This is a genomic window from Pacificoceanicola niger (genome assembly GCF_048553275.1).
In the GTDB taxonomy this organism is placed as follows: Bacteria; Pseudomonadota; Alphaproteobacteria; order Rhodobacterales; family Rhodobacteraceae; genus Pacificoceanicola.
This window is the reverse complement of the sequence record NZ_JBLZMW010000011.1, coordinates 1-16,836: the sequence shown is the minus strand read 5'-3', so window position 1 is coordinate 16,836 and position 16,836 is coordinate 1. Positions and strand designations below refer to the sequence as shown.

General features: G+C 62.8%; 19 protein-coding genes, 1 tRNA gene and 1 pseudogene. 10 read left to right on the top strand and 11 right to left on the bottom strand.

Annotation, left to right across the window (positions count from 1 at the left end):
* Positions 1-6 precede the first annotated feature (6 nt).
* The 3 genes from glpX to ACN2XU_RS14370 form a co-directional block, all read right to left on the bottom strand.
* Positions 7-972 (bottom strand): class II fructose-bisphosphatase, encoded by a 966-nt coding sequence (gene glpX / locus ACN2XU_RS14380; RefSeq protein ID WP_419411150.1) that lies wholly within the window; start codon positions 970-972, stop codon positions 7-9.
* 199 nt (positions 973-1,171) lie between these two features.
* Entirely contained in the window at positions 1,172-2,458 is a 1,287-nt protein-coding gene (locus ACN2XU_RS14375; protein WP_419411149.1) for a homoserine dehydrogenase, read from the bottom strand.
* A gap of 132 nt (positions 2,459-2,590) precedes the next feature.
* Positions 2,591-2,926 carry a hypothetical protein gene (locus tag ACN2XU_RS14370; protein WP_419411148.1) on the bottom strand — a complete coding sequence of 112 codons (336 nt, stop codon included), beginning with the start codon at positions 2,924-2,926 and terminating at the stop codon, positions 2,591-2,593.
* A 78-nt stretch (positions 2,927-3,004) separates the two neighbouring features.
* On the opposite strand from ACN2XU_RS14370, the gene ACN2XU_RS14365 reads away from it, so the two are divergent.
* The 3 genes from ACN2XU_RS14365 to ACN2XU_RS14355 all read left to right on the top strand — a co-directional run bounded on the left by ACN2XU_RS14365 (position 3,005) and on the right by ACN2XU_RS14355 (position 5,082).
* Positions 3,005-3,592: a TetR/AcrR family transcriptional regulator gene (locus tag ACN2XU_RS14365; protein ID WP_419411147.1), complete on the top strand. Its 588-nt coding sequence runs from the start codon at positions 3,005-3,007 to the stop codon at positions 3,590-3,592.
* A 64-nt stretch (positions 3,593-3,656) separates the two neighbouring features.
* Positions 3,657-4,769 carry a pyridoxal phosphate-dependent aminotransferase gene (locus ACN2XU_RS14360; RefSeq protein WP_419411146.1) on the top strand — a complete coding sequence of 371 codons (1,113 nt, stop codon included), beginning with the start codon at positions 3,657-3,659 and terminating at the stop codon, positions 4,767-4,769.
* Positions 4,770-4,866: 97 nt separating this feature from the next.
* On the top strand, positions 4,867-5,082 hold the full coding sequence (locus tag ACN2XU_RS14355; RefSeq protein ID WP_419411145.1) for a histidinol phosphate aminotransferase: 216 nt from the start codon (positions 4,867-4,869) through the stop codon (positions 5,080-5,082).
* 2 nt (positions 5,083-5,084) lie between these two features.
* Here the strand turns inward: ACN2XU_RS14355 and ACN2XU_RS14350 are convergent.
* Positions 5,085-6,289, bottom strand: a pseudogene (locus ACN2XU_RS14350) (pyridoxal-phosphate-dependent aminotransferase family protein).
* Positions 6,290-6,418: 129 nt separating this feature from the next.
* On the opposite strand from ACN2XU_RS14350, the gene ACN2XU_RS14345 reads away from it, so the two are divergent.
* Positions 6,419-7,144 (top strand): fused DSP-PTPase phosphatase/NAD kinase-like protein, encoded by a 726-nt coding sequence (locus ACN2XU_RS14345; RefSeq protein WP_419411144.1) that lies wholly within the window; start codon positions 6,419-6,421, stop codon positions 7,142-7,144.
* Positions 7,141-8,904, top strand: coding sequence for an ABC transporter ATP-binding protein (locus ACN2XU_RS14340; protein WP_419411143.1), 1,764 nt, complete (start codon positions 7,141-7,143; stop codon positions 8,902-8,904). Before ACN2XU_RS14345 ends, ACN2XU_RS14340 begins: the two co-directional genes overlap by 4 nt.
* A 3-nt stretch (positions 8,905-8,907) precedes the next feature.
* Here the strand turns inward: ACN2XU_RS14340 and ACN2XU_RS14335 are convergent, their stop codons facing one another.
* Positions 8,908-9,585, bottom strand: a complete 678-nt coding sequence (locus tag ACN2XU_RS14335) for a TIGR04283 family arsenosugar biosynthesis glycosyltransferase (protein ID WP_419411142.1) — start codon at positions 9,583-9,585, stop codon at positions 8,908-8,910.
* Positions 9,586-9,655: 70 nt separating this feature from the next.
* Between ACN2XU_RS14335 and ygfZ the strand changes: the two genes are divergently transcribed.
* On the top strand, positions 9,656-10,393 hold the full coding sequence (ygfZ, locus tag ACN2XU_RS14330) for a CAF17-like 4Fe-4S cluster assembly/insertion protein YgfZ (RefSeq protein ID WP_419411141.1): 738 nt from the start codon (positions 9,656-9,658) through the stop codon (positions 10,391-10,393).
* Positions 10,390-11,190: a fructosamine kinase family protein gene (locus ACN2XU_RS14325; protein WP_419411140.1), complete on the top strand. Its 801-nt coding sequence runs from the start codon at positions 10,390-10,392 to the stop codon at positions 11,188-11,190. Before ygfZ ends, ACN2XU_RS14325 begins: the two co-directional genes overlap by 4 nt.
* Before the next feature lie 19 nt (positions 11,191-11,209).
* On the opposite strand, the gene ACN2XU_RS14320 is transcribed toward ACN2XU_RS14325, so the two are convergent.
* Positions 11,210-11,641 carry a GNAT family N-acetyltransferase gene (locus ACN2XU_RS14320; protein ID WP_419411139.1) on the bottom strand — a complete coding sequence of 144 codons (432 nt, stop codon included), beginning with the start codon at positions 11,639-11,641 and terminating at the stop codon, positions 11,210-11,212.
* An 89-nt stretch (positions 11,642-11,730) separates the two neighbouring features.
* Positions 11,731-12,294 (bottom strand): elongation factor P, encoded by a 564-nt coding sequence (efp, locus tag ACN2XU_RS14315; protein ID WP_419411138.1) that lies wholly within the window; start codon positions 12,292-12,294, stop codon positions 11,731-11,733.
* 217 nt (positions 12,295-12,511) lie between these two features.
* Here efp and ACN2XU_RS14310 point away from each other — a divergent pair, with 217 nt between their 5' ends.
* Complete coding sequence (locus tag ACN2XU_RS14310; protein ID WP_419411137.1) at positions 12,512-12,835, top strand: DUF6280 family protein; 324 nt, start codon at positions 12,512-12,514, stop codon at positions 12,833-12,835.
* A gap of 118 nt (positions 12,836-12,953) precedes the next feature.
* On the opposite strand, the gene ACN2XU_RS14305 is transcribed toward ACN2XU_RS14310, so the two are convergent.
* Together ACN2XU_RS14305 and ACN2XU_RS14300 are read right to left on the bottom strand one after the other, a co-directional pair.
* Positions 12,954-13,949 carry a hypothetical protein gene (locus ACN2XU_RS14305; protein WP_419411136.1) on the bottom strand — a complete coding sequence of 332 codons (996 nt, stop codon included), beginning with the start codon at positions 13,947-13,949 and terminating at the stop codon, positions 12,954-12,956.
* Positions 13,950-14,347: 398 nt separating this feature from the next.
* Complete coding sequence (locus ACN2XU_RS14300) at positions 14,348-15,001, bottom strand: protein-L-isoaspartate O-methyltransferase family protein (protein ID WP_419411135.1); 654 nt, start codon at positions 14,999-15,001, stop codon at positions 14,348-14,350.
* A gap of 187 nt (positions 15,002-15,188) precedes the next feature.
* Between ACN2XU_RS14300 and ACN2XU_RS14295 the strand changes: the two genes are divergently transcribed.
* Positions 15,189-15,262 (top strand) — tRNA-Cys (locus tag ACN2XU_RS14295).
* A 152-nt stretch (positions 15,263-15,414) separates the two neighbouring features.
* On the top strand, positions 15,415-16,077 hold the full coding sequence (locus ACN2XU_RS14290; RefSeq protein WP_419411134.1) for a DUF6946 family protein: 663 nt from the start codon (positions 15,415-15,417) through the stop codon (positions 16,075-16,077).
* Positions 16,078-16,360: 283 nt separating this feature from the next.
* On the opposite strand, the gene ACN2XU_RS14285 is transcribed toward ACN2XU_RS14290, so the two are convergent.
* Both ACN2XU_RS14285 and ACN2XU_RS14280 read right to left on the bottom strand, forming a co-directional pair.
* Positions 16,361-16,600 carry a hypothetical protein gene (locus tag ACN2XU_RS14285; RefSeq protein ID WP_419411133.1) on the bottom strand — a complete coding sequence of 80 codons (240 nt, stop codon included), beginning with the start codon at positions 16,598-16,600 and terminating at the stop codon, positions 16,361-16,363.
* Positions 16,597-16,836 (bottom strand): toprim domain-containing protein (locus tag ACN2XU_RS14280; RefSeq protein WP_419411132.1); only part of this gene is annotated, 240 nt, incomplete at its 5' end. The genes ACN2XU_RS14280 and ACN2XU_RS14285, both read right to left, overlap by 4 nt.

Here is a 16,836-nt window from a genome sequence, read left to right as displayed (position 1 = left end):
CCCATATCAGGCCGTCGGGTTACGGTAGCTCATGCGCCGCACCGAGCCGGTCTTGGAGCGCATCAGCAGCGTCTCCGTCGTTAGCCAGCCAACCTCGCGCTTGATCCCCGGCAGCAGCGAGCCTCCGGTCACGCCGGTCGCGGCAAAGATCACGTTGTCGGTGACCATCTCATCGCGTGTATAGATCTTGTCGAGGTCGGTGATCCCGGCCTTCGCCGCGCGGCCCCGCTCGTCATCGTTGCGGAACATCAGCCGCCCGAAAATCTGGCCGCCCATGCATTTCAGTGCCGCCGCCGCCAGCACCCCTTCCGGCGCGCCGCCGGAGCCCATGTACATGTCGATGCCGGTGATGTGCGGCTCGGCGCAATGCATGACCCCCGCCACATCGCCATCGGTGATCAGGCGGATGCCAGCGCCGGTTGCGCGCACCTCGGCGATGATCTCCTCATGGCGCGGGCGCTCAAGAATGCAGACGGTGATGTCCGCCGCAGTGCAGCCCTTGGCCGCCGCAAGCGCCTCGACCCGCTCCCTGGGCGACATGTCCAGCGTCACGACCCCGTCGTCAAAACCGGGGCCGATGGCCAGCTTGTCCATGTAAACGTCCGGCGCGTGCAGCATGGTGCCGCGGGGCCCCATGGCGATCACGGTCAGCGCGTTCGGCATGTCCTTGGCGGTCAGGGTCGTGCCTTCCAGCGGGTCGAGCGCGATATCCACGCCCGGCCCGTTTCCGGTGCCGACTTCTTCACCGATATAGAGCATCGGCGCCTCGTCGCGTTCGCCTTCCCCGATGACCACAACGCCCTTGATGTCCAGCTGGTTCAGCTGCTCGCGCATGGCGTTGACCGCCGCCTGGTCTGCGGCTTTCTCGTCACCACGGCCAATCCAGTTGGCGCTTTCGATGGCGGCCTGTTCGGCAACGCGGGCGAGGCCGAGCGAAAGCATACGGTCATTGAAATCAATCTTGCTGGTCATGGGGCGGTCTTTCCTGAATGCAAAGCGTGCCAGCGGTGTAGCCCGACCCCGCACCGAGCGGCAAGGGTTGCTGGCGCTAACGCCGAACCTTGGGCTGCCCAAGCGACAGGTCTTTCCAGATCCGTTGAGCAAAACCGCCCCGAGTCGCGCATCAACGCCGCCTTTTGCAGCGCATACAACTCGTCGTCGCGCGGTGCCGTCAGACTTCTTCGATGCGCAGAGCGACCGGCTCGGTCGAGACCACTCCGGTCGTGCTCATCCGCGCCAGCGCATCGTCGAGCGCAGCGCGCGTGGTCTTGTGCGTGACGATAAGCACCGGAGCGCTTTCGTTGACGTGGTCATACTGGCGCATCCTGTGGATCGAGATGCCCGCCTCGCCCAGAGCCGTGGCAATCTTGGCCAGTGCACCGGGCTTGTCCATCAATCCCATGCGCATATAGTAGGGCGCGGGGGCGGCGGCCTGGGCCGGAGTGCTCTTGACGAGGGTTTCCGCTTTCTGGCCGAAGGTGGTCATACGCAGCCCGCGCGCGATGTCGAGCACATCGCCCATCACCGCACTTGCGGTCGGTCCCTCGCCGGCCCCGGCGCCCCGCAGCACGATTTGCCCAACCTGATCGCCCTCGACCACCACCATGTTGGTGCCGCCCTCAAGCTGCCCCAGAGCCGAGCTTGCCGGAACGAGGCAGGGCGCCATGGACTGCTCCAGCCCCCGGCCCGTCATCCGCGCCACCCCAAGCAGCTTGATGCGATAGCCCATGTCGGCGGCCTGGCGAATATCGTCGATGCTGACCCGCTGAATGCCTTCCAACTCGACCGAATCGAAATCGACCTGCGTGCCAAAGGCGATGGACGACAGGATCGCCAGCTTGTGCCCGGCGTCGATACCGCCCACGTCAAGGTTCGGATCCGCTTCGAGATAGCCAAGCTTGTCCGCCTCTTCAAACAGCGCGTTATAGCCCTGCCCGGTCGCCTCCATCTGCGTCAGTATGTAGTTACAGGTGCCGTTCATCACGCCCATCACGCGGGTAATCTCGTTCCCGGCAAGACTTTCGGTCAGGGACTTGATGATCGGGATGCCGCCCGCGACAGCGGCCTCGAACCGCAGAACGCAGCCCTTCGCTTCGGCCAGTTCCGCCAGGGCCTGCCCGTGATGCGCGAGCAGCGCCTTGTTCGCGGTGACCACGTCCTTGCCCGCCTTCAGCGCCGCCTCGGTCGCGGCCTTGGCCGGACCATCGCTGCCGCCCATCAGCTCGATGAAGACGTCCACATCGTCGCGCGCGGCCAGCGCCACGGGATCGTCCTCCCACGCGTAATCGGCAAGCGACACGCCCCGATCCTTGTCGCGGTTTCGCGCGGAGACGGCAACGATCTGAACCTTGCGGCCTGTGCGGGCCTCCAGCAGAGCGGATTTCTGGCGCACGATCTTGACGACGCCGGCCCCCACAGTCCCGAGACCGGCAATAGCAAGACGCAAAGGACTGGACATGACGAGGACTCCTATCGGTGAAAGCGTTGTTGCGCACCCGTTAGCGCCCCGCGCGTCAAGAGGCAACGGGGGCTGTGAGAACAGCGTCAATTGTTCCATGGATCAGGGCCGAGGCGCGCCGCCTCTGCCCGATCACTCCGCGCTTCGCAGCGCAGCCGCTTTCTGCTGCAGCCGGGCCAGCCTCCCCGCAATTCCGCCAGGTGCCGGGGGATGGCGGCGCAGCCGTGCCGCGCGGGCCTGCAGCCCCGCGACCCGGCCTTCGATCGAACCGGCCATTGCAACCGTCGCGCGCGGCTCTGGCCCAACAAGCAGGCCATCGAGCGAGACGAGTTTCGGGAACGCGGCATCGCGCAGGCCCGGCGTCTGCGCCGCATCAAGGTCCGGAAACGCCGTACAGCCGCCCAGCGCCGCCACAAAGGACAACGACAGCACCGCACAGCGCATCGGAATTTGTAAACGCCCCATCATGTTACCGTCATGCCGCAATGCTGGCAGTCGCGCAAGCGGCAGACTTGATCTGAACGACCGTTCAGTTACGCTGTGGTCATGGCACGAACCCAAGGCTCCCGCTCCAAGATTACTGGTCCGCGCGTCCGCGAGGCCGCGCTCCACCTGTTTGCAAAGCACGGTTTTGCAGCGGTTTCCATGCGCCAGATCGCGGCGGAAGTCGGGGTGCAGGCCGGAGCGCTCTACAATTATACGCCTGACAAGCAAGCCCTGCTGTTTTCCCTGATGAAGGGGCATATGGACGATCTGCTGGAGGCATGGCACGACCTGCCGCAAGCGGGCACGCCGGACGCGAGGCTGGAGGCTTTCGTTCGGTTCCACATCGGGTTCCACATGCCGCGTCCCGAAAGCGTGTTTGTTTCATACATGGAGCTGCGCAATCTCGATCCGGGGAATTTCGAGATCGTCGAGCGGCTTCGTCACGAATACGAAGACGCGCTCGAAGCGATCCTGCGCGATGGTGATGCCGCCGGTGTCTTTGACGTCCCCGACCCAAAAATCGCCACTTTGGCGGTGATTGCCATGCTGACCGGTGTGACAACCTGGTATCGGCCCGGCGGACGGTTGTCGGAAGACGAGGTCTCGGATCAATATTGGACGATGGTGCGCAAGGCCGTGAGGCGCTGAGCCGACCCCGGCGCGGATCGCCAACCCACTTGCACAAAGCCGCGCCGTTGGCATAGTGCGCGCCATGACCATCGGACCCAGATATCCCGCCCTCATCGCCGCGTTGCCCTCCACCGTGCCCTTTGTCGGACCAGAAGTGCAGGAGCGCGACCGTGGCGTCCCGTTCCGCGCCCGCCTTGGCGCAAACGAGAGCCTGTTCGGCCCTTCGCCCTTCGCCGTGGCTGCGATGCAGGACGAAGCCGCGGATATCTGGAAATACGCCGACCCCACGCATCATGACCTGATGGCCGCGCTTGAGGCGCATATGGGCTGCACCCGCGATCATATCGTGATCGGCGAAGGCATCGACACTCTGCTCGGATATACTGTACGATTGCTCGTCGAACCCGGCGATGCGGTGGTGACCTCCGATGGTGCCTATCCGACCTTCAATTTTCATGTGGCGGGCTATGGCGGCACGCTGCACAAGGTCCCCTTCAAGGACGACCGCGAGGATCTGGAAGCGTTGATGGCCAAAGCCGCCGAGGTCGATGCCAAGATCGTCTACCTGTCGAACCCGGACAATCCCATGGGCACATGGCATAGCGGCGCCGCGATCGAGGCGGCCTTGAAGAAACTGCCCGATGGGACCCTGCTGGTGCTCGATGAGGCCTATATCGAATTTGCCCCCGAAGGCACCGCTCCGAGTATTGCGGCGGACGATCCGCGCGTGGTCCGGTTCCGCACGTTTTCAAAAGCTTACGGCATGGCCGGGGCCCGCGTCGCCTACGCCGTTGGCGCGGCCGGCATCATCACTGCCTATGACAAGATCCGAAACCACTTCGCCATGAACAGGGCTGCCGACGCCGGGGCGCTGGCGGCGCTCCAGGATCAGGAGTGGCTGTCGCAAGTCGTGCAGCTGGTTGGCGAATCGAAGGCAGAGATCGTCCGCATCGCGGAGGCAAACGGTCTCTCCTGTCTGCCGTCGGCGACGAATTTCGTCGCCATCGACTGCGGGCGGGACGGCGATTTCGCGCGGGCCGTCCTTGCGGCATTGATCGCGGAGGGAGTCTTTGTGCGTATGCCGTTTGTGTCCCCGCAGGACCGGTGCATCCGTGTCAGCGCAGGCCGACCCGAAGACATGGCCATATTCGGCGAGAGTCTGCCAAAAGCGCTCGAAACGGCAAAAAACTGCTAAATTTACCGAAAATTCAGGTCTTTTCGGGATCGTGAGAGGAACGCGCATTTGTTTTGCGCTACCTTGATCGTACCGCGCCCCATATCAGGAGTGAAAGATGGAAAACCGTCATCCCAATGCCGTTGAGGACTTTACCTCAGCCAATCTCGTCCTGATCTTCGTCAATCTGCTGTGGATCTTTGCCGTGGTCTGGTCGAGCTGGGGCCTTGGGCCGGTCCTGGTTCTTGGAGCGATCCTCAACCATCTGATCACGCGGCTGGAATGTCACAAACGCCGTCAGGCGTCGCGTTTCGTGGAGACCGAGGAAATCTGAGGTCAGGTCCTGAGACTTTCTGACAGGAATTGCGCCGCTGCGGTAACACCGCCCGCGCCGTGCGGAATATCGAGTGCCCCAAGACCCGCTTCGACAACGCCGATGAGGCCGAGAATCATGTGACCGTTCACATGCCCCATATGCCCAAAGCGGAAGAAGCCGGTGCCCTTGGGATCGTCCGGTTCGGACATACCGATGCCAAGTCCGAGCGTCACCCCCATCTGTTCCGCGCACCACGCCCGTAACCGCTCGCCATGCGGCGCACCAAGGCGCAGCGCGGTCACCGCGTGCGAGCGCAACTCCGCATCGCGAATGTTCATGGTCAGCGGACCGCCCTGCCCCCAACGATCGGCAGCGGCCCATATCGCACCGGCAAGGGTCGCGTGCCGCGACCAGACGGCCTCGATGCCTTCGGCGCGGATCATGTCGAGCGCCGCACGCAGCCCATAGAGATGATGCGTCGGCGCGGTGCCATTGAAGAACTGGTAGAACATTTCCGGAGCCGCGCGGTTGGTCCAATCCCAGTAGCGCGAGACCTGTTTCATGCCACGGCGCGCCTCTGCAGCCTTATCGTTGAAGAAGGCAAAACCAAGCCCCGGCGGCGTCATCAACCCCTTTTGCGAAGCGGTAATCATCACATCGACACCCCAGGCGTCCATGCGGAATTCGTCACAGGCCAGCGAGGCGATGCAATCCGCCATCAGCAGCGCCGGGTGGCCAAGCTCGTCAAGCACCGCGCGCAGCGCCATCACGTCATTGCGCACAGACGTGGATGTGTCGACATGTATCGCCAGAACCGCCTTGATCGCGTGGCCCTTGTCCGCTTCCAGCGCGGCGCGCACCTTTTCGGGATCAATGGCGCTGTGGCGGTCGTGGTCGATCAGATCCACCTCGATCCCCATTGCCTGGGCCGTATCTGCCCATCCATAGCCAAAACGCCCGGAGGCCGGAACCAGAACTTTCTCGCCGGGTGCCACCGTGTTGGCCAGCACGGCCTCCCACATGCCATGCCCGTTGCAGATGTAGATGGCGACCTCGCCTTCGGTCTGCGCCACGTAGCGCAGATCGGGGATCATGCCGTAACCATCTCCGGCAGCGCGCCTTCGTAGATGTTCGGCGCGGGCCTGTGCATGGCCTGCAAAACCGCGTCCGGCATGACTGACGGACCGGGAATCGCCAGGTAGGGACGGCCATTTGCTAATGTCATGGGACACTCCATATGCCCTGAAAGCGGGTCGGCGACACACTACCCATCGCGGCAGGGGCGTCAATGCCGCGCTTGCAACAGGGGCGCTCAGCCTCTACATCCGGCCCCTGATATGACGGGAAAGTCTTGATGCTGCGTAAACTCTGGACCCGACTGGACGATGCGGAACGCCGGTTCCGCCGGTCGTGGGGCAAAGACATCTCGACACCCTCCGCGCGGCGGTGGGCAACGCTGCATTACAACCTCTTCGATCATGCGTTTCTGCGGATATTCTGGACCAACTTCTGGCCCGTGGCCCCCGGTGTCTGGCGCTCGAACCAGCCGACACATGCGCGATTTGAAAAATATGCCGCCATGGGGATCAAGACCGTGGTCAACCTGCGGGGCGAGGACAAGCACGCGCATTACCTGTTCGAAAAGGAAAGCGTCGAAGCCTTGGGGATGACGCTTGTCAACGCCAAGCTCTGGGCCCGCGAAGCCGCGCCGCGCCGCCGCATCATCGGCGTGATCGACGCGCTGCGCACCGCGCAAAAACCGATGATGTTCCACTGCAAGAGCGGCGCGGACCGCGCTGGTTTTGTCGCGGCCATGTACCTGATGATCTTCGAAAACACGCCGGTCGCGGAAGCCAAGAAACAGCTCGGGCTGAAGTACATCCATCTCGATTTCACCGCCACCGGTGTTCAGGACTACATCCTCGATCTTTTTGAGGCCCGTCAGGACCTCGGCGACATCGGGTTTGAGGACTGGATCCGCAACGAATATCGCGCCAAGCCAATTCAGGCGGCCTGGCTCGCCCGGACGCCCCCAAAGGATGTTGCGCAGACCCTGATCGACCGGCAGGGCGAGCCATGAGCAAGAAGCCGAACGTGCCCGTCGATCCCGACGCCGCCCGCGGGCTGTTTCTTTGGCTGTGGCGCGGCTACCTGAAGCGCTACACCGGGTTGATGATCGTTGCGATGATCTTCATGTCGATCGAAGGTGCCATGTTCGGCTTGCTGTCCTACATGATGAAACCGATGTTCGACGATGTCTTTGTCGGCGGCAACGAAGACGCCTTGAAATGGGTGGCCTTTGCGGTTCTCGGCATTTTCCTTGCCCGGGCCGTGACGGGCATCGCCCAAAAGGTCCTTCTGACGCGTGTCTCGCAACTGTCGATGGGCGATTTGCGGCGGACCATGCTCGATCACATCATGGCGCAGGACAGCGGCTTTCATCAGGTCAACGGTCCCGGGCTGATGATGCACCGGGTCGAAGGCGACGTCTCGGCCATCGGCAAGATCTGGAATACGCTGATCACCGGCGCCGGGCGCGACGTGGTGGCGCTGATCTCGCTGTTCTGGGTGGCGCTGCTGATCGACTGGCGCTGGACGCTTGTCGCGCTGGTGGGCGCACCGCTGCTCGTGGTGCCCTCTGTCCTCTTGCAACGCTACGTGCGCAGCACCTCACGCGTCTTGCGGGATGTCACCGCCAGCATGTCGACCCACCTCAACGAGGTGTTCCACGGCATCACGCCGGTCAAGCTCAACACGTTGGAGCGCTACCAGTCAAAGCGGTACCGCGCGCTGACCAAGGGCCGCGTGCGCTCCGAGACGCAAGCGGCGGCGGGCAAGGCCGCCCTGCCCGGTCTGATCGACATCATGAGCGGCATCGGCTTTGTCGGGGTTCTGCTCTATGGCGGGCGGGAAATCATGGCCGGTGACAAGACCGTCGGTGATTTCATGGCCTTCTTTACCGCCATCGGCCTTGCTTTCGAGCCGCTGCGCCGTCTTGGCGCGGTCAGTGGCGCGTGGCAGCAGGCCGCCGCCAGCATCGAACGGATCAAGCAACTGATGGACACGGAACCGGCGTTGAAAAGCCCGGCCAACCCCATTGCCCCGCCCGAGGGCGTGCCGCAGATCACTTTGCGCGACGTACACCTGAGCTTTGGCGAAGCGCCTGCCCTGCGTGGGGTGTCGCTGATCGCGGAGCCGGGCCAGACCACGGCGCTCGTCGGTGCATCCGGTGCAGGGAAATCGACGATCTTCAATTTGCTGACCCGCCTTCTGGACGCCGATCAGGGCGAGGTGTTGATCGGTGGCGTGGCCACGAAGGACATGGATCTCGCCGCGCTGCGCCGGTTGTTTTCCGTGGTCAGCCAGGAGTCCCTGCTGTTCGACGAGACCTTGCGCGAGAACGTGGTCCTGGGGCAGGATGTGCCCGACGCCTTGCTGATGCCGGCACTGGAAGCGGCCCATGTCACCGATTTTCTGCCGCGTCTAGAGAAGGGGCTGGAGACGCCCGTGGGGCCGCGCGGGTCCAACCTGTCCGGCGGACAGCGCCAGCGCGTCGCCATCGCCCGCGCCCTGCTCCGCGACACGCCGATCCTGCTTCTGGATGAGGCCACCAGCGCGCTCGACGCGCAATCCGAAGCGCTGGTCCAGGCGGCGCTGGAGAAGCTCTCGCAGGGCCGCACGACGCTGGTCATTGCCCACCGTCTGGCCACGATCCGCAGTGCGGACAAGATCGTGGTGATGGACAAGGGCCGGGTCGTCGATCAGGGCACCCATGACGAACTGATCGCGCGCGAAGGCCCTTACCAGGAACTCTACCGCCTGCAATTCGATACGGAGTAGGCCTCAGGCGCGGTACCGCCGCGCCAGGCGCTCCGGGTTCACTCCCATGAAATAGCGCAGAAGCGTCAGCAGGTTGCGCCCCCCCCGGCGCAGCCACCCCTGCCGCTCATATTTCTCTGCGCTGGTGATCGCATCGACCCGAAGCGCCCGGAGCTGACCTCGCGCCCGCCGCGCCAGCGCCACGTCCTCCATCAACGGAATGTCCGGGAAGCCGCCGATGGCGTCATAAACGCGGCGATGGATCAGCAGCCCCTGATCGCCATAAGGCAAGGCAAACAGCCGCGAGCGCAGGTTTGCCCATCCCGCCACGATGCGCGGCGCCACGCCCGGCGCATCAAAGCGGAGACGGAAGTGATAGGCGCCGGGCCGGTCGAGACAGGCGCGCACCGCCGTGCTCCAGCCCGCATCCAGCACCGTGTCTGCATGCAAGAACAGCAACCAATCGCCCCCGGCCGCCGCCGCACCGCGCGCCAATTGCCCGCCCCGGGAGGCCCCGCCTCGCACCACCTCTGCCCCGGCCGAGGCCGCGATCGCCAGCGTTCCATCCGTCGAGCCGCCATCGGACAGGATCAACTCGCGGATCACCCCCGCGCTCAACCCTTCTCCGAGTGCCCCGAGACAGGCAGGCAGCGCCTGTTCCGCGTCCAGTGTCGGAATGATGATCGAAATCGGAGCGCGCATGGGGCCTGTTCCCTGTCAGTCAGCCGCCCTATATGGCAAGGAAAGCAGGCAAGATCAAAAGGGGAAAACCATGGCTCGAAGCGAACGCAAGGTTCTGAGGGTCAGCGGCGCGGATGCCGCCGACTTTCTTCAGGGGCTGATCACCAATGATGTAAGCCGCCTCAAGGACGGTCTGGTCTATGCCGCGCTACTGACGCCGCAGGGAAAATACCTCGCCGATTTCTTCCTCGTGCCGGACGGAGAGGCCATTTTACTCGATGCGGACGCCGAGCAGGCCGACAGCCTGATGCAGCGGCTGAGCCTGTACAAGCTGCGCTCCAAGGTAGACATCACACAGACGGACACAGTGGTGACCCGGGGTCTCGGGACGCCGCCCGAAGGGGCCTTTGCCGACCCGCGCGATCCGTCTCTTGGCTGGCGCGGCTATGCCGGGCAACCGGGGGAGGACGTGGATTGGGATGCGCTGCGCGTCGCCGGCTGCGTCCCCGCAAGCGGCATCGAACTCACGCCGGACACCTTCATTCTGGAGGCGGGGTTTGAGCGCTTGAATGGCGTCGATTTCAAGAAAGGCTGCTATGTCGGGCAAGAAGTCACTGCCCGCATGAAGCACAAGACCGAACTGCGCAAGGGCCTCGCCAAGGTCCGCGTACAGGGACAAACCCCCATCGGCACAGAGGTGCTCGCAGGCGAGAAACCGGCCGGAACACTCTACACCCAGAGCACCGGTGCCGGCATTGCCTATTTGCGGTTCGACCGGGCAACCGGGGCACTGACCGCGGGAGACGCGGTGCTGCAGTTTCCCGCATGAGCGCCACGGCGCTTACCGAGACAATCCTTGGCGCACATGTGATCGCCCGAGACAGGCTCCATGGCGGCGATCTGTCCAAGGTTGACAGGCTCGACCTGTCGGATGGACGCAATGTCGTGTCCAAGCAGGGCGCACATGTCGCCACAGAGGCCGTCATGCTGCGCGCCATGGCAGAAGCCGAAGCGCCAGTGCCGCGCGTGCTGTACCAGACCGGCCGCCTCCTCATTCTCGAATGGCTAAGAGAAACGCCAGCCTCGACGGCGGGCTGGCAAGCCTTGGGCCGTGGCTTGGCAACGCTGCACGCGGCCCAAGGCCCCGACTACGGCTGGCCTGCCCCCTACGCCTTCGGCGCCTTGTCCATCGACAATGAAAGACTGCAGAACTGGCCGGATTTCTGGGCGCGGCGGCGGTTGCTGCCTTTTGTTGCCGATTTGCCAAAGCCGCTGGCCCGGCGGGTGGAGAGGCTGGCCGCCGCCTTGCCGGATCGCCTGCCCCGCACCCCACCCCCCGCACTCCTGCATGGCGATCTCTGGACTGGTAACGCGCTGTTCTCCGGCGCATCCGCCTATCTGATAGACCCGGCATGCTACTATGGCGATGCAGAGGTGGACCTTGCCATGCTGTCGCTTTTTGGCGCGGTGCCGGATGCGTTTTTTGAAGGCTACGGCCCCCTGGCTTCGGACGCCAAAGACCGCCGAGCGATTTATCAGGTATGGCCTGCCTTGGTGCATCTGTCGCTCTTTGGTCCCGGATATCTCGGCCTCGTGGAGAACCGGCTGCGCGCTGCAGGCGTCTGATCTGGTCATGGCGCCGGGTTTACCTGAGCGTGCAGTCTGGCGCTCTTGCGCCGTACCGCGCCATAAGGCCACGCGCGGCGCAGGTGTCGCCGGGCCCCGCGACCACCCACCCATCGAAGGCTCCGGCGATCTCCTGCTCAAACCGGGCAATCAGCCGAGACGCCACACCGCGCCGGCGCAGGATCGGCATGACGTAGACATGGTCCAGCCGTGCGAGGCTTCCCACCGGCAGCGCCGTCCATGCCAGGTATCCCCGCGCCACGCCTTCCGTGCGATAGGTCAGAAACCGCGTTCCGTCCAACTGCGCCCGCCTCAGCCCCTCGAACAACGCGCCGTCCTGTGCGCCCCGCCTATCGCGATGCGGCTGGAAGTGGACCGGCAGCTGCTGCAGATCGTGCAGCAGGGTCTCAAGTCCTTTCAACTCCGTCTCGGTGGTGGTTTGGGTGATCATGAAAAAGGCCTCCTGGCGGTAATGCCGGAGGCCTTTTGCTTTGGATATGTCGCCCCGGCGGTTGCACGGGGAACGGATCGGCGCGCGGGTTATGCGCGTTCCGAATATTCCATGGTTTCGGTGTTCACGACGATGCTCTCGTCCTGCCCCACGAAGGGCGGAACGCTGATACGAACGCCATTATCCAGCACCGCGGGTTTGAAGCTGTTGGCCGCGGTCTGTCCTTTGACGACCGGCTCGGTCTCGACGATCTTGCAGATCACCTTCTGCGGCACCGTGGCGTTCAGCGCTTCGGTGTCGTGGAATTCGACGACAATGGTCATCCCGTCCTGCAGGAACGGACGCCGATCGCCGAGGATATCCGCAGGCAACTGAACCTGGTCGTATGTCTCGGTGTCCATGAAGATCAGCTGCCCGTTGTCCTCGTAGAGGAACTGCATGTCTTTCTGCTCCAGACGCACGCGCTCCACCTTGTCGGCACTCCGGAAGCGTTCGTTGAGCTTGGAGCCGTTCCGCAGGTTCTTGAGCTCGACCTGGGCGAAGGCGCCCCCCTTTCCGGGTTTGACATGATCGACCTTTACAGCGGCCCAGAGACCGTCGTTGTGCTCGAGAACGTTTCCGGGGCGGATCTCGTTTCCGTTGATCTTTGGCATGTGACAATACCTAGGCAAAAGGTTGACGTTATTTCGACCGCCCCTATATCTCGCGGATCAGCCCCATGCAAGACAACGATATATCGTGGTGCATTTGATCTAAGATATGCGCGTTCCGCATGGGTGCTATGCGAATATGGGGTATCCGAATCGCACCGAATAGGTCATAACGCCCTTCACGCCGGAAAAGACAAGAGCAATAATCAAAGGTCCACTCATGAAAGATTTCGTAGACGGAACAGCCTTCAATGCCGAACAGGGCAACCGCGCGCGCAAGCTGTTCGCGGCTGTTGTGCTGGCTGCTCTGGATGATGCCATTGCGGACGACAAGAAGTATGGCAACGGCCCTGAGCAGATTGCTCGCTGGGCGCGCTCGCGCGACGGTCGCGAAGTGCTGTCTTGCGCCGGGATCGACCCCAACGAACGGGTTGTCTCGGGCCTGATGGACTTCGTTGGCAAAGGTGTCCGCACCTCTGTTGCGCTCTCGCGCGAAGAAAGCGAGCGTCGCAGTGCGGCCGCTCAGCAGGCGGAAGCCGCCTGATTCAGACTTGAACTAAACGCTGCCAAGCAGAAAAGCGCGCCCCGAAGGGCGCGCTTTTTCTTGTTTTTACCGTCAGTGAGATGTTTGCCGCATGCGCCGCGATCGTCCGGCTCCGCGTTCAGTCAAATTCCTGAGACAGGATCGCCCGGTGGATCTCCCGTCTTACCAATTTGCGCACGTTCCGCGTTATCCGCTCGCCCAGCGCCCCTTGAAGCTCCTGCCGCACGATCTCCGACACCATCAGACGCAGCGTCGCCTCATCAATCGTCGCAGGGGTATCTTCCGGGTTTGCCGTGACGCTGTCCGGCTCTACCACAGCCTGAACCTGGGGCACGGCAGTGTCTTCGCGATCCTGCCACTCCAGTGTCCTAGCGGGTCTGTGAACGAAGGTCGGCTCGGCTGCGTCTTCGCTGTCCCAATGGCCGGACTGACGCGCGACCATCTTTTCCAAGGCGGCAATCTTGCTCTCCAGCGCCGATCCGGCGGTGGCGTGCGGATCAGAGTCGTCTTCGACTGCGGCTTGTGTTTCCTCAACCTGCCTGTGCGCCCCCGTCACAGCGCCAACGGTGGTATCCTCGGCCAAGAGCGCTTCGAGGTCGCCTGAGGCAGCATGTTCAGGAGCCGCGTCCGCTTCGAGCGTAACCGCAATGTTCTCGATTGCTGCGTCGAACGGGAGATCCGCGTCGTCTTCGTCTGTGTCGTCGATCTCGTAAGTGAACACCCGGGCGACTTCCCGCTCTACCAACTGGCTGAGAATGGCCGTCGCTGTGACCGACTCCTCCTCCGCGGCCTCGGTTTCTTGCGCCGACGCCGCAAACCCCTGATTGGGGATGTCGGCGCCAAGCACCTCCATCTGACCATCATCACCTGCGTCCAGCTCCACGTTCAAATCCTGCGTGCGCGCAAGATCTTGGGCCAGTTCCAGCAACAGCGCTTCGTCGCCCCGATCCACGTCCGGGTTCTGGCGTTCTGACGTGTTGTCCGCTGACACCTCAGACGGCTCATCCTCCGCAACCGGGGCCGCGCGTTGCGCCCGCATTTCGTCCGCCGCTTCACCGAAACGGGCATCCAAAACCAGCTCGTCACCGGCCTCGTTCGGATCCACCTCAGCCACAGAACGCTCAAAACGCGTTGGGGACGTCAGAAGAACCGGCGGCTCTGTTTGGCGTGTCTCGTCCTGCAGCGCAGTTTCGGAGGCTGCGGGTTCACGCCCTGGCTCGGGAACGCGAAGCGCAGGCGTCAAGACAAGCCGGTCCGGCTGCGGCTTCGGCGCAGGTCGCGGTTTAGGCCGCGAGTCTTCCGATACCAGACGCCGAATCGAAGACAGAACATCTTCGATCTCCATGTTTGTTACAGGATCAGACATGATTGTTTTCCACTCTCGCCTCGCGTCAGAGTTTACCTGCCCTGCAGAGCTCACACAACAGACCGGAAAAAAGTTAGGCTTTTAAATTCGGTATTGGAGACACACCGCAGCGCCAGGCACGAGGCGTCCGAGAGGTGTCGACGCCATCACAGTGCAAAAGCGGCCTTTTTCTCAAAGCCGGGCAGGATCGCTGCGGTCGCATTAAACGCAAACCGCCAATTGACCTTGCCGTCTACCTTGTGGCCGATCCGCACCGTACCAAGCGCATTTTGCATAAAAATGACGGCAATTCGTCCACCGTCCTTGAGCTGATCCATGAGACCGTCCGGCAAAACCTCGACACCGCCTTCGATGATGATTGCATCATACGGACCATGCTCCGCAGCCCCGTCCGCCAGTGCAGCACGGTAGGGAATCACATTGTCCGCATGGTGTTCGGTCAGCAGGGTTTGTGCCTCCGCAATGCGGTCTTCGTCATCCTCAACGGCGACGACGGCCTCCGCGATGCGGGCGATCACCGCAGCCGAGTAACCGTAGCCCGCGCCAAGATCGAGCACGAAGTCCGAATTGGACAGGTTCAGCGCGTCCAGCATCTTGGAAAAAGTCCGCGGTTCGAGAAGAACACGTCCCCCGCCTAGATCAACCGGCGCATCCGCATAGGCCGCCTCGATCCGCTCCCGGGGCACGAACGCTTCGCGCGGAACGGTAAGCATCGCGTCGATGATCGGAAATTCGGTCACGTCCGAGGGGCGTACCTGGGTGTCGACCATCATGCGGCGGCGCGTTGCGAAGTCAGTCATCAACGAAACTCTCTCGTTCAGATCAAGGCCTCTTTTTATTGCCACACCCGCATCGAAACGGCAATGTCCGCAGCTCCCTTCGTGACCTTTTGCCATGACTTTGGCAAAGCAATCGTTACCAAGCGAAGAAACCGGATTTTATCCGCTTGACGAATTCCTGCGCACAGCCTAATCAGGCCTCCACTCTGGCGAGTTGGCGGAGTGGTGACGCAGCGGATTGCAAATCCGTGTACACCGGTTCGATTCCGGTACTCGCCTCCACCTTATTTTACTGGGCTTTCTGGCAAAATCGGACCTCTCGCGAGGGGCCAGAAATAGTCCGGTTTACAGGCCGGTCTACAAACTGACCCGCCCTATCCCCTTCCTGGCATCAAAGGTCTTGCCAAATTCTGGGCAGCCAAGGATGCTTTGGCATGGCCAAGATCTACATCCCGACCCGCTCAGCAGGCGACTGGCGTGCCCTGCTCGCCGACCCAGAAAAGCATTGGCGCGCTGGGTACTCGGCCATGGCAGCCGCCCAATCATGGGAAGCCGCAGACGGCCTGCCGCCGGAAATCGCCGCCATGTTCGCTTCCGAGGCGCAACTCCTTTTGGCCATTCCGGAACATCAGGTGCCCCTGCCCGGTCGCGGCGCGGCAAGCCAATGCGACGTCTTCGCCTTGGTGCGCGAATCCGATCGCCGGATCGCAGTGTCTGTCGAAGCAAAAGTTGCCGAGCCTTTCGGGCCGACCGTGAGCGAATGGCTGCGAAACGCCTCGGACGGCAAGCGTGCGCGCCTGTCGGCCATCTGCGATCTCCTGGGGTGCGGAACCCCACCGGACGATCTGTACTACCAACTGTTCCACCGCACCGCTGCGGCCCTCCTGGAAGCGCGCCGCTTCGGGACCGAAGCCGCCGCGATGATCGTGCAGTCATTCTCGCAGGAGCACCGCTGGTATGACGACTTCGCGGCGTTCTGCGCGTTCCTGGGGACGACCTCCAAACGCAATGCGCCCAGCAGGATCACGGTGCCGTGCGGCATGCCGTTGATCCTTGGCTGGGCGACAGGAGATGACGAGTTTTTGGGAGAGAGATGAATGAAAGCTTTGGGCTTTATTCGTCGCATTTCCTGCGCTGCTCGTTCAGCTTGTCGAGACCCTCATCTGCGATTTCCGGTACAACGGCGGCGTACTTCTCGATGATGTTGGCCGCGTGGCGAAGGCCCCATCCCATTGTGACGGCGATCTCATTCAGGCTGCAGCCTGCGCAGAGCAATTCCGTCGCCGCAGTGCCTCGCATGTCATAAAGACGCAGTTCATCACGAATGCGGATTTTTGCGTCGACTTTCTCGGCAGCTTTATTCGCCCTGGCCTTGAGATCTCAGACAATGCCAGAGGCGCGCTCCGGGGTCAGCTTGCGTCCCTCGAGCGAGACGACAAGATACTCTTGGATCGCCGGTGTCTCGTCCATAAGACGCCCTAATGTCGGCGTCACGGGTATGCTGACGGGATTGCGCAGGGCTTCAACCAGGTAAAGCGCTGGACGTATGGCCTCCCTGACTAGCGATTGCGGTGCTTCAGGGACAAACTGGATTGGAGACGTATGATATTGAATATTCATGCCCCGACCTCCTTCCCGGTCAGTGCGTCATTCCAATCGAGCCCGTTGGGCGACGGAAGAGTCGAGACGGTCCAACCCAGCACATGCGCCCGCGTTGCCAGAGCGACAGCGACGGCTTTCCCATGCGCATCGCCATCGGGGGCGATGATCAGTTCTCCCGGGGTAATCCCCCCCGATTTTAAGGGGCTGCAAACGTAGAATTTTCTCGGCAAGATGAACGAGGAGATTTCGAATGA

What these genes read in the sequence shown, in the direction of transcription:
- ACN2XU_RS14320 (WP_419411139.1), bottom strand. Translation starts at nt 11,641, where the DNA reads ATGATCACCCAAACCACCACCGAGACGGAGTTGAAAGGACTTGAGACC.
- ACN2XU_RS14340 (WP_419411143.1), top strand. Translation starts at nt 7,141, where the DNA reads ATGAGCAAGAAGCCGAACGTGCCCGTCGATCCCGACGCCGCCCGCGGG.
- ACN2XU_RS14355 (WP_419411145.1), top strand. Translation starts at nt 4,867, where the DNA reads ATGGAAAACCGTCATCCCAATGCCGTTGAGGACTTTACCTCAGCCAAT.
- ACN2XU_RS14300 (WP_419411135.1), bottom strand. Translation starts at nt 15,001, where the DNA reads ATGACTGACTTCGCAACGCGCCGCCGCATGATGGTCGACACCCAGGTA.
- ACN2XU_RS14285 (WP_419411133.1), bottom strand. Translation starts at nt 16,600, where the DNA reads ATGAATATTCAATATCATACGTCTCCAATCCAGTTTGTCCCTGAAGCA.
- ACN2XU_RS14335 (WP_419411142.1), bottom strand. Translation starts at nt 9,585, where the DNA reads ATGCGCGCTCCGATTTCGATCATCATTCCGACACTGGACGCGGAACAG.
- ACN2XU_RS14290 (WP_419411134.1), top strand. Translation starts at nt 15,415, where the DNA reads ATGGCCAAGATCTACATCCCGACCCGCTCAGCAGGCGACTGGCGTGCC.
- ACN2XU_RS14375 (WP_419411149.1), bottom strand. Translation starts at nt 2,458, where the DNA reads ATGTCCAGTCCTTTGCGTCTTGCTATTGCCGGTCTCGGGACTGTGGGG.
- ACN2XU_RS14345 (WP_419411144.1), top strand. Translation starts at nt 6,419, where the DNA reads ATGCTGCGTAAACTCTGGACCCGACTGGACGATGCGGAACGCCGGTTC.
- ACN2XU_RS14325 (WP_419411140.1), top strand. Translation starts at nt 10,390, where the DNA reads ATGAGCGCCACGGCGCTTACCGAGACAATCCTTGGCGCACATGTGATC.
- ygfZ (WP_419411141.1), top strand. Translation starts at nt 9,656, where the DNA reads ATGGCTCGAAGCGAACGCAAGGTTCTGAGGGTCAGCGGCGCGGATGCC.
- ACN2XU_RS14360 (WP_419411146.1), top strand. Translation starts at nt 3,657, where the DNA reads ATGACCATCGGACCCAGATATCCCGCCCTCATCGCCGCGTTGCCCTCC.
- glpX (WP_419411150.1), bottom strand. Translation starts at nt 972, where the DNA reads ATGACCAGCAAGATTGATTTCAATGACCGTATGCTTTCGCTCGGCCTC.
- ACN2XU_RS14365 (WP_419411147.1), top strand. Translation starts at nt 3,005, where the DNA reads ATGGCACGAACCCAAGGCTCCCGCTCCAAGATTACTGGTCCGCGCGTC.
- ACN2XU_RS14310 (WP_419411137.1), top strand. Translation starts at nt 12,512, where the DNA reads ATGAAAGATTTCGTAGACGGAACAGCCTTCAATGCCGAACAGGGCAAC.
- efp (WP_419411138.1), bottom strand. Translation starts at nt 12,294, where the DNA reads ATGCCAAAGATCAACGGAAACGAGATCCGCCCCGGAAACGTTCTCGAG.
- ACN2XU_RS14370 (WP_419411148.1), bottom strand. Translation starts at nt 2,926, where the DNA reads ATGATGGGGCGTTTACAAATTCCGATGCGCTGTGCGGTGCTGTCGTTG.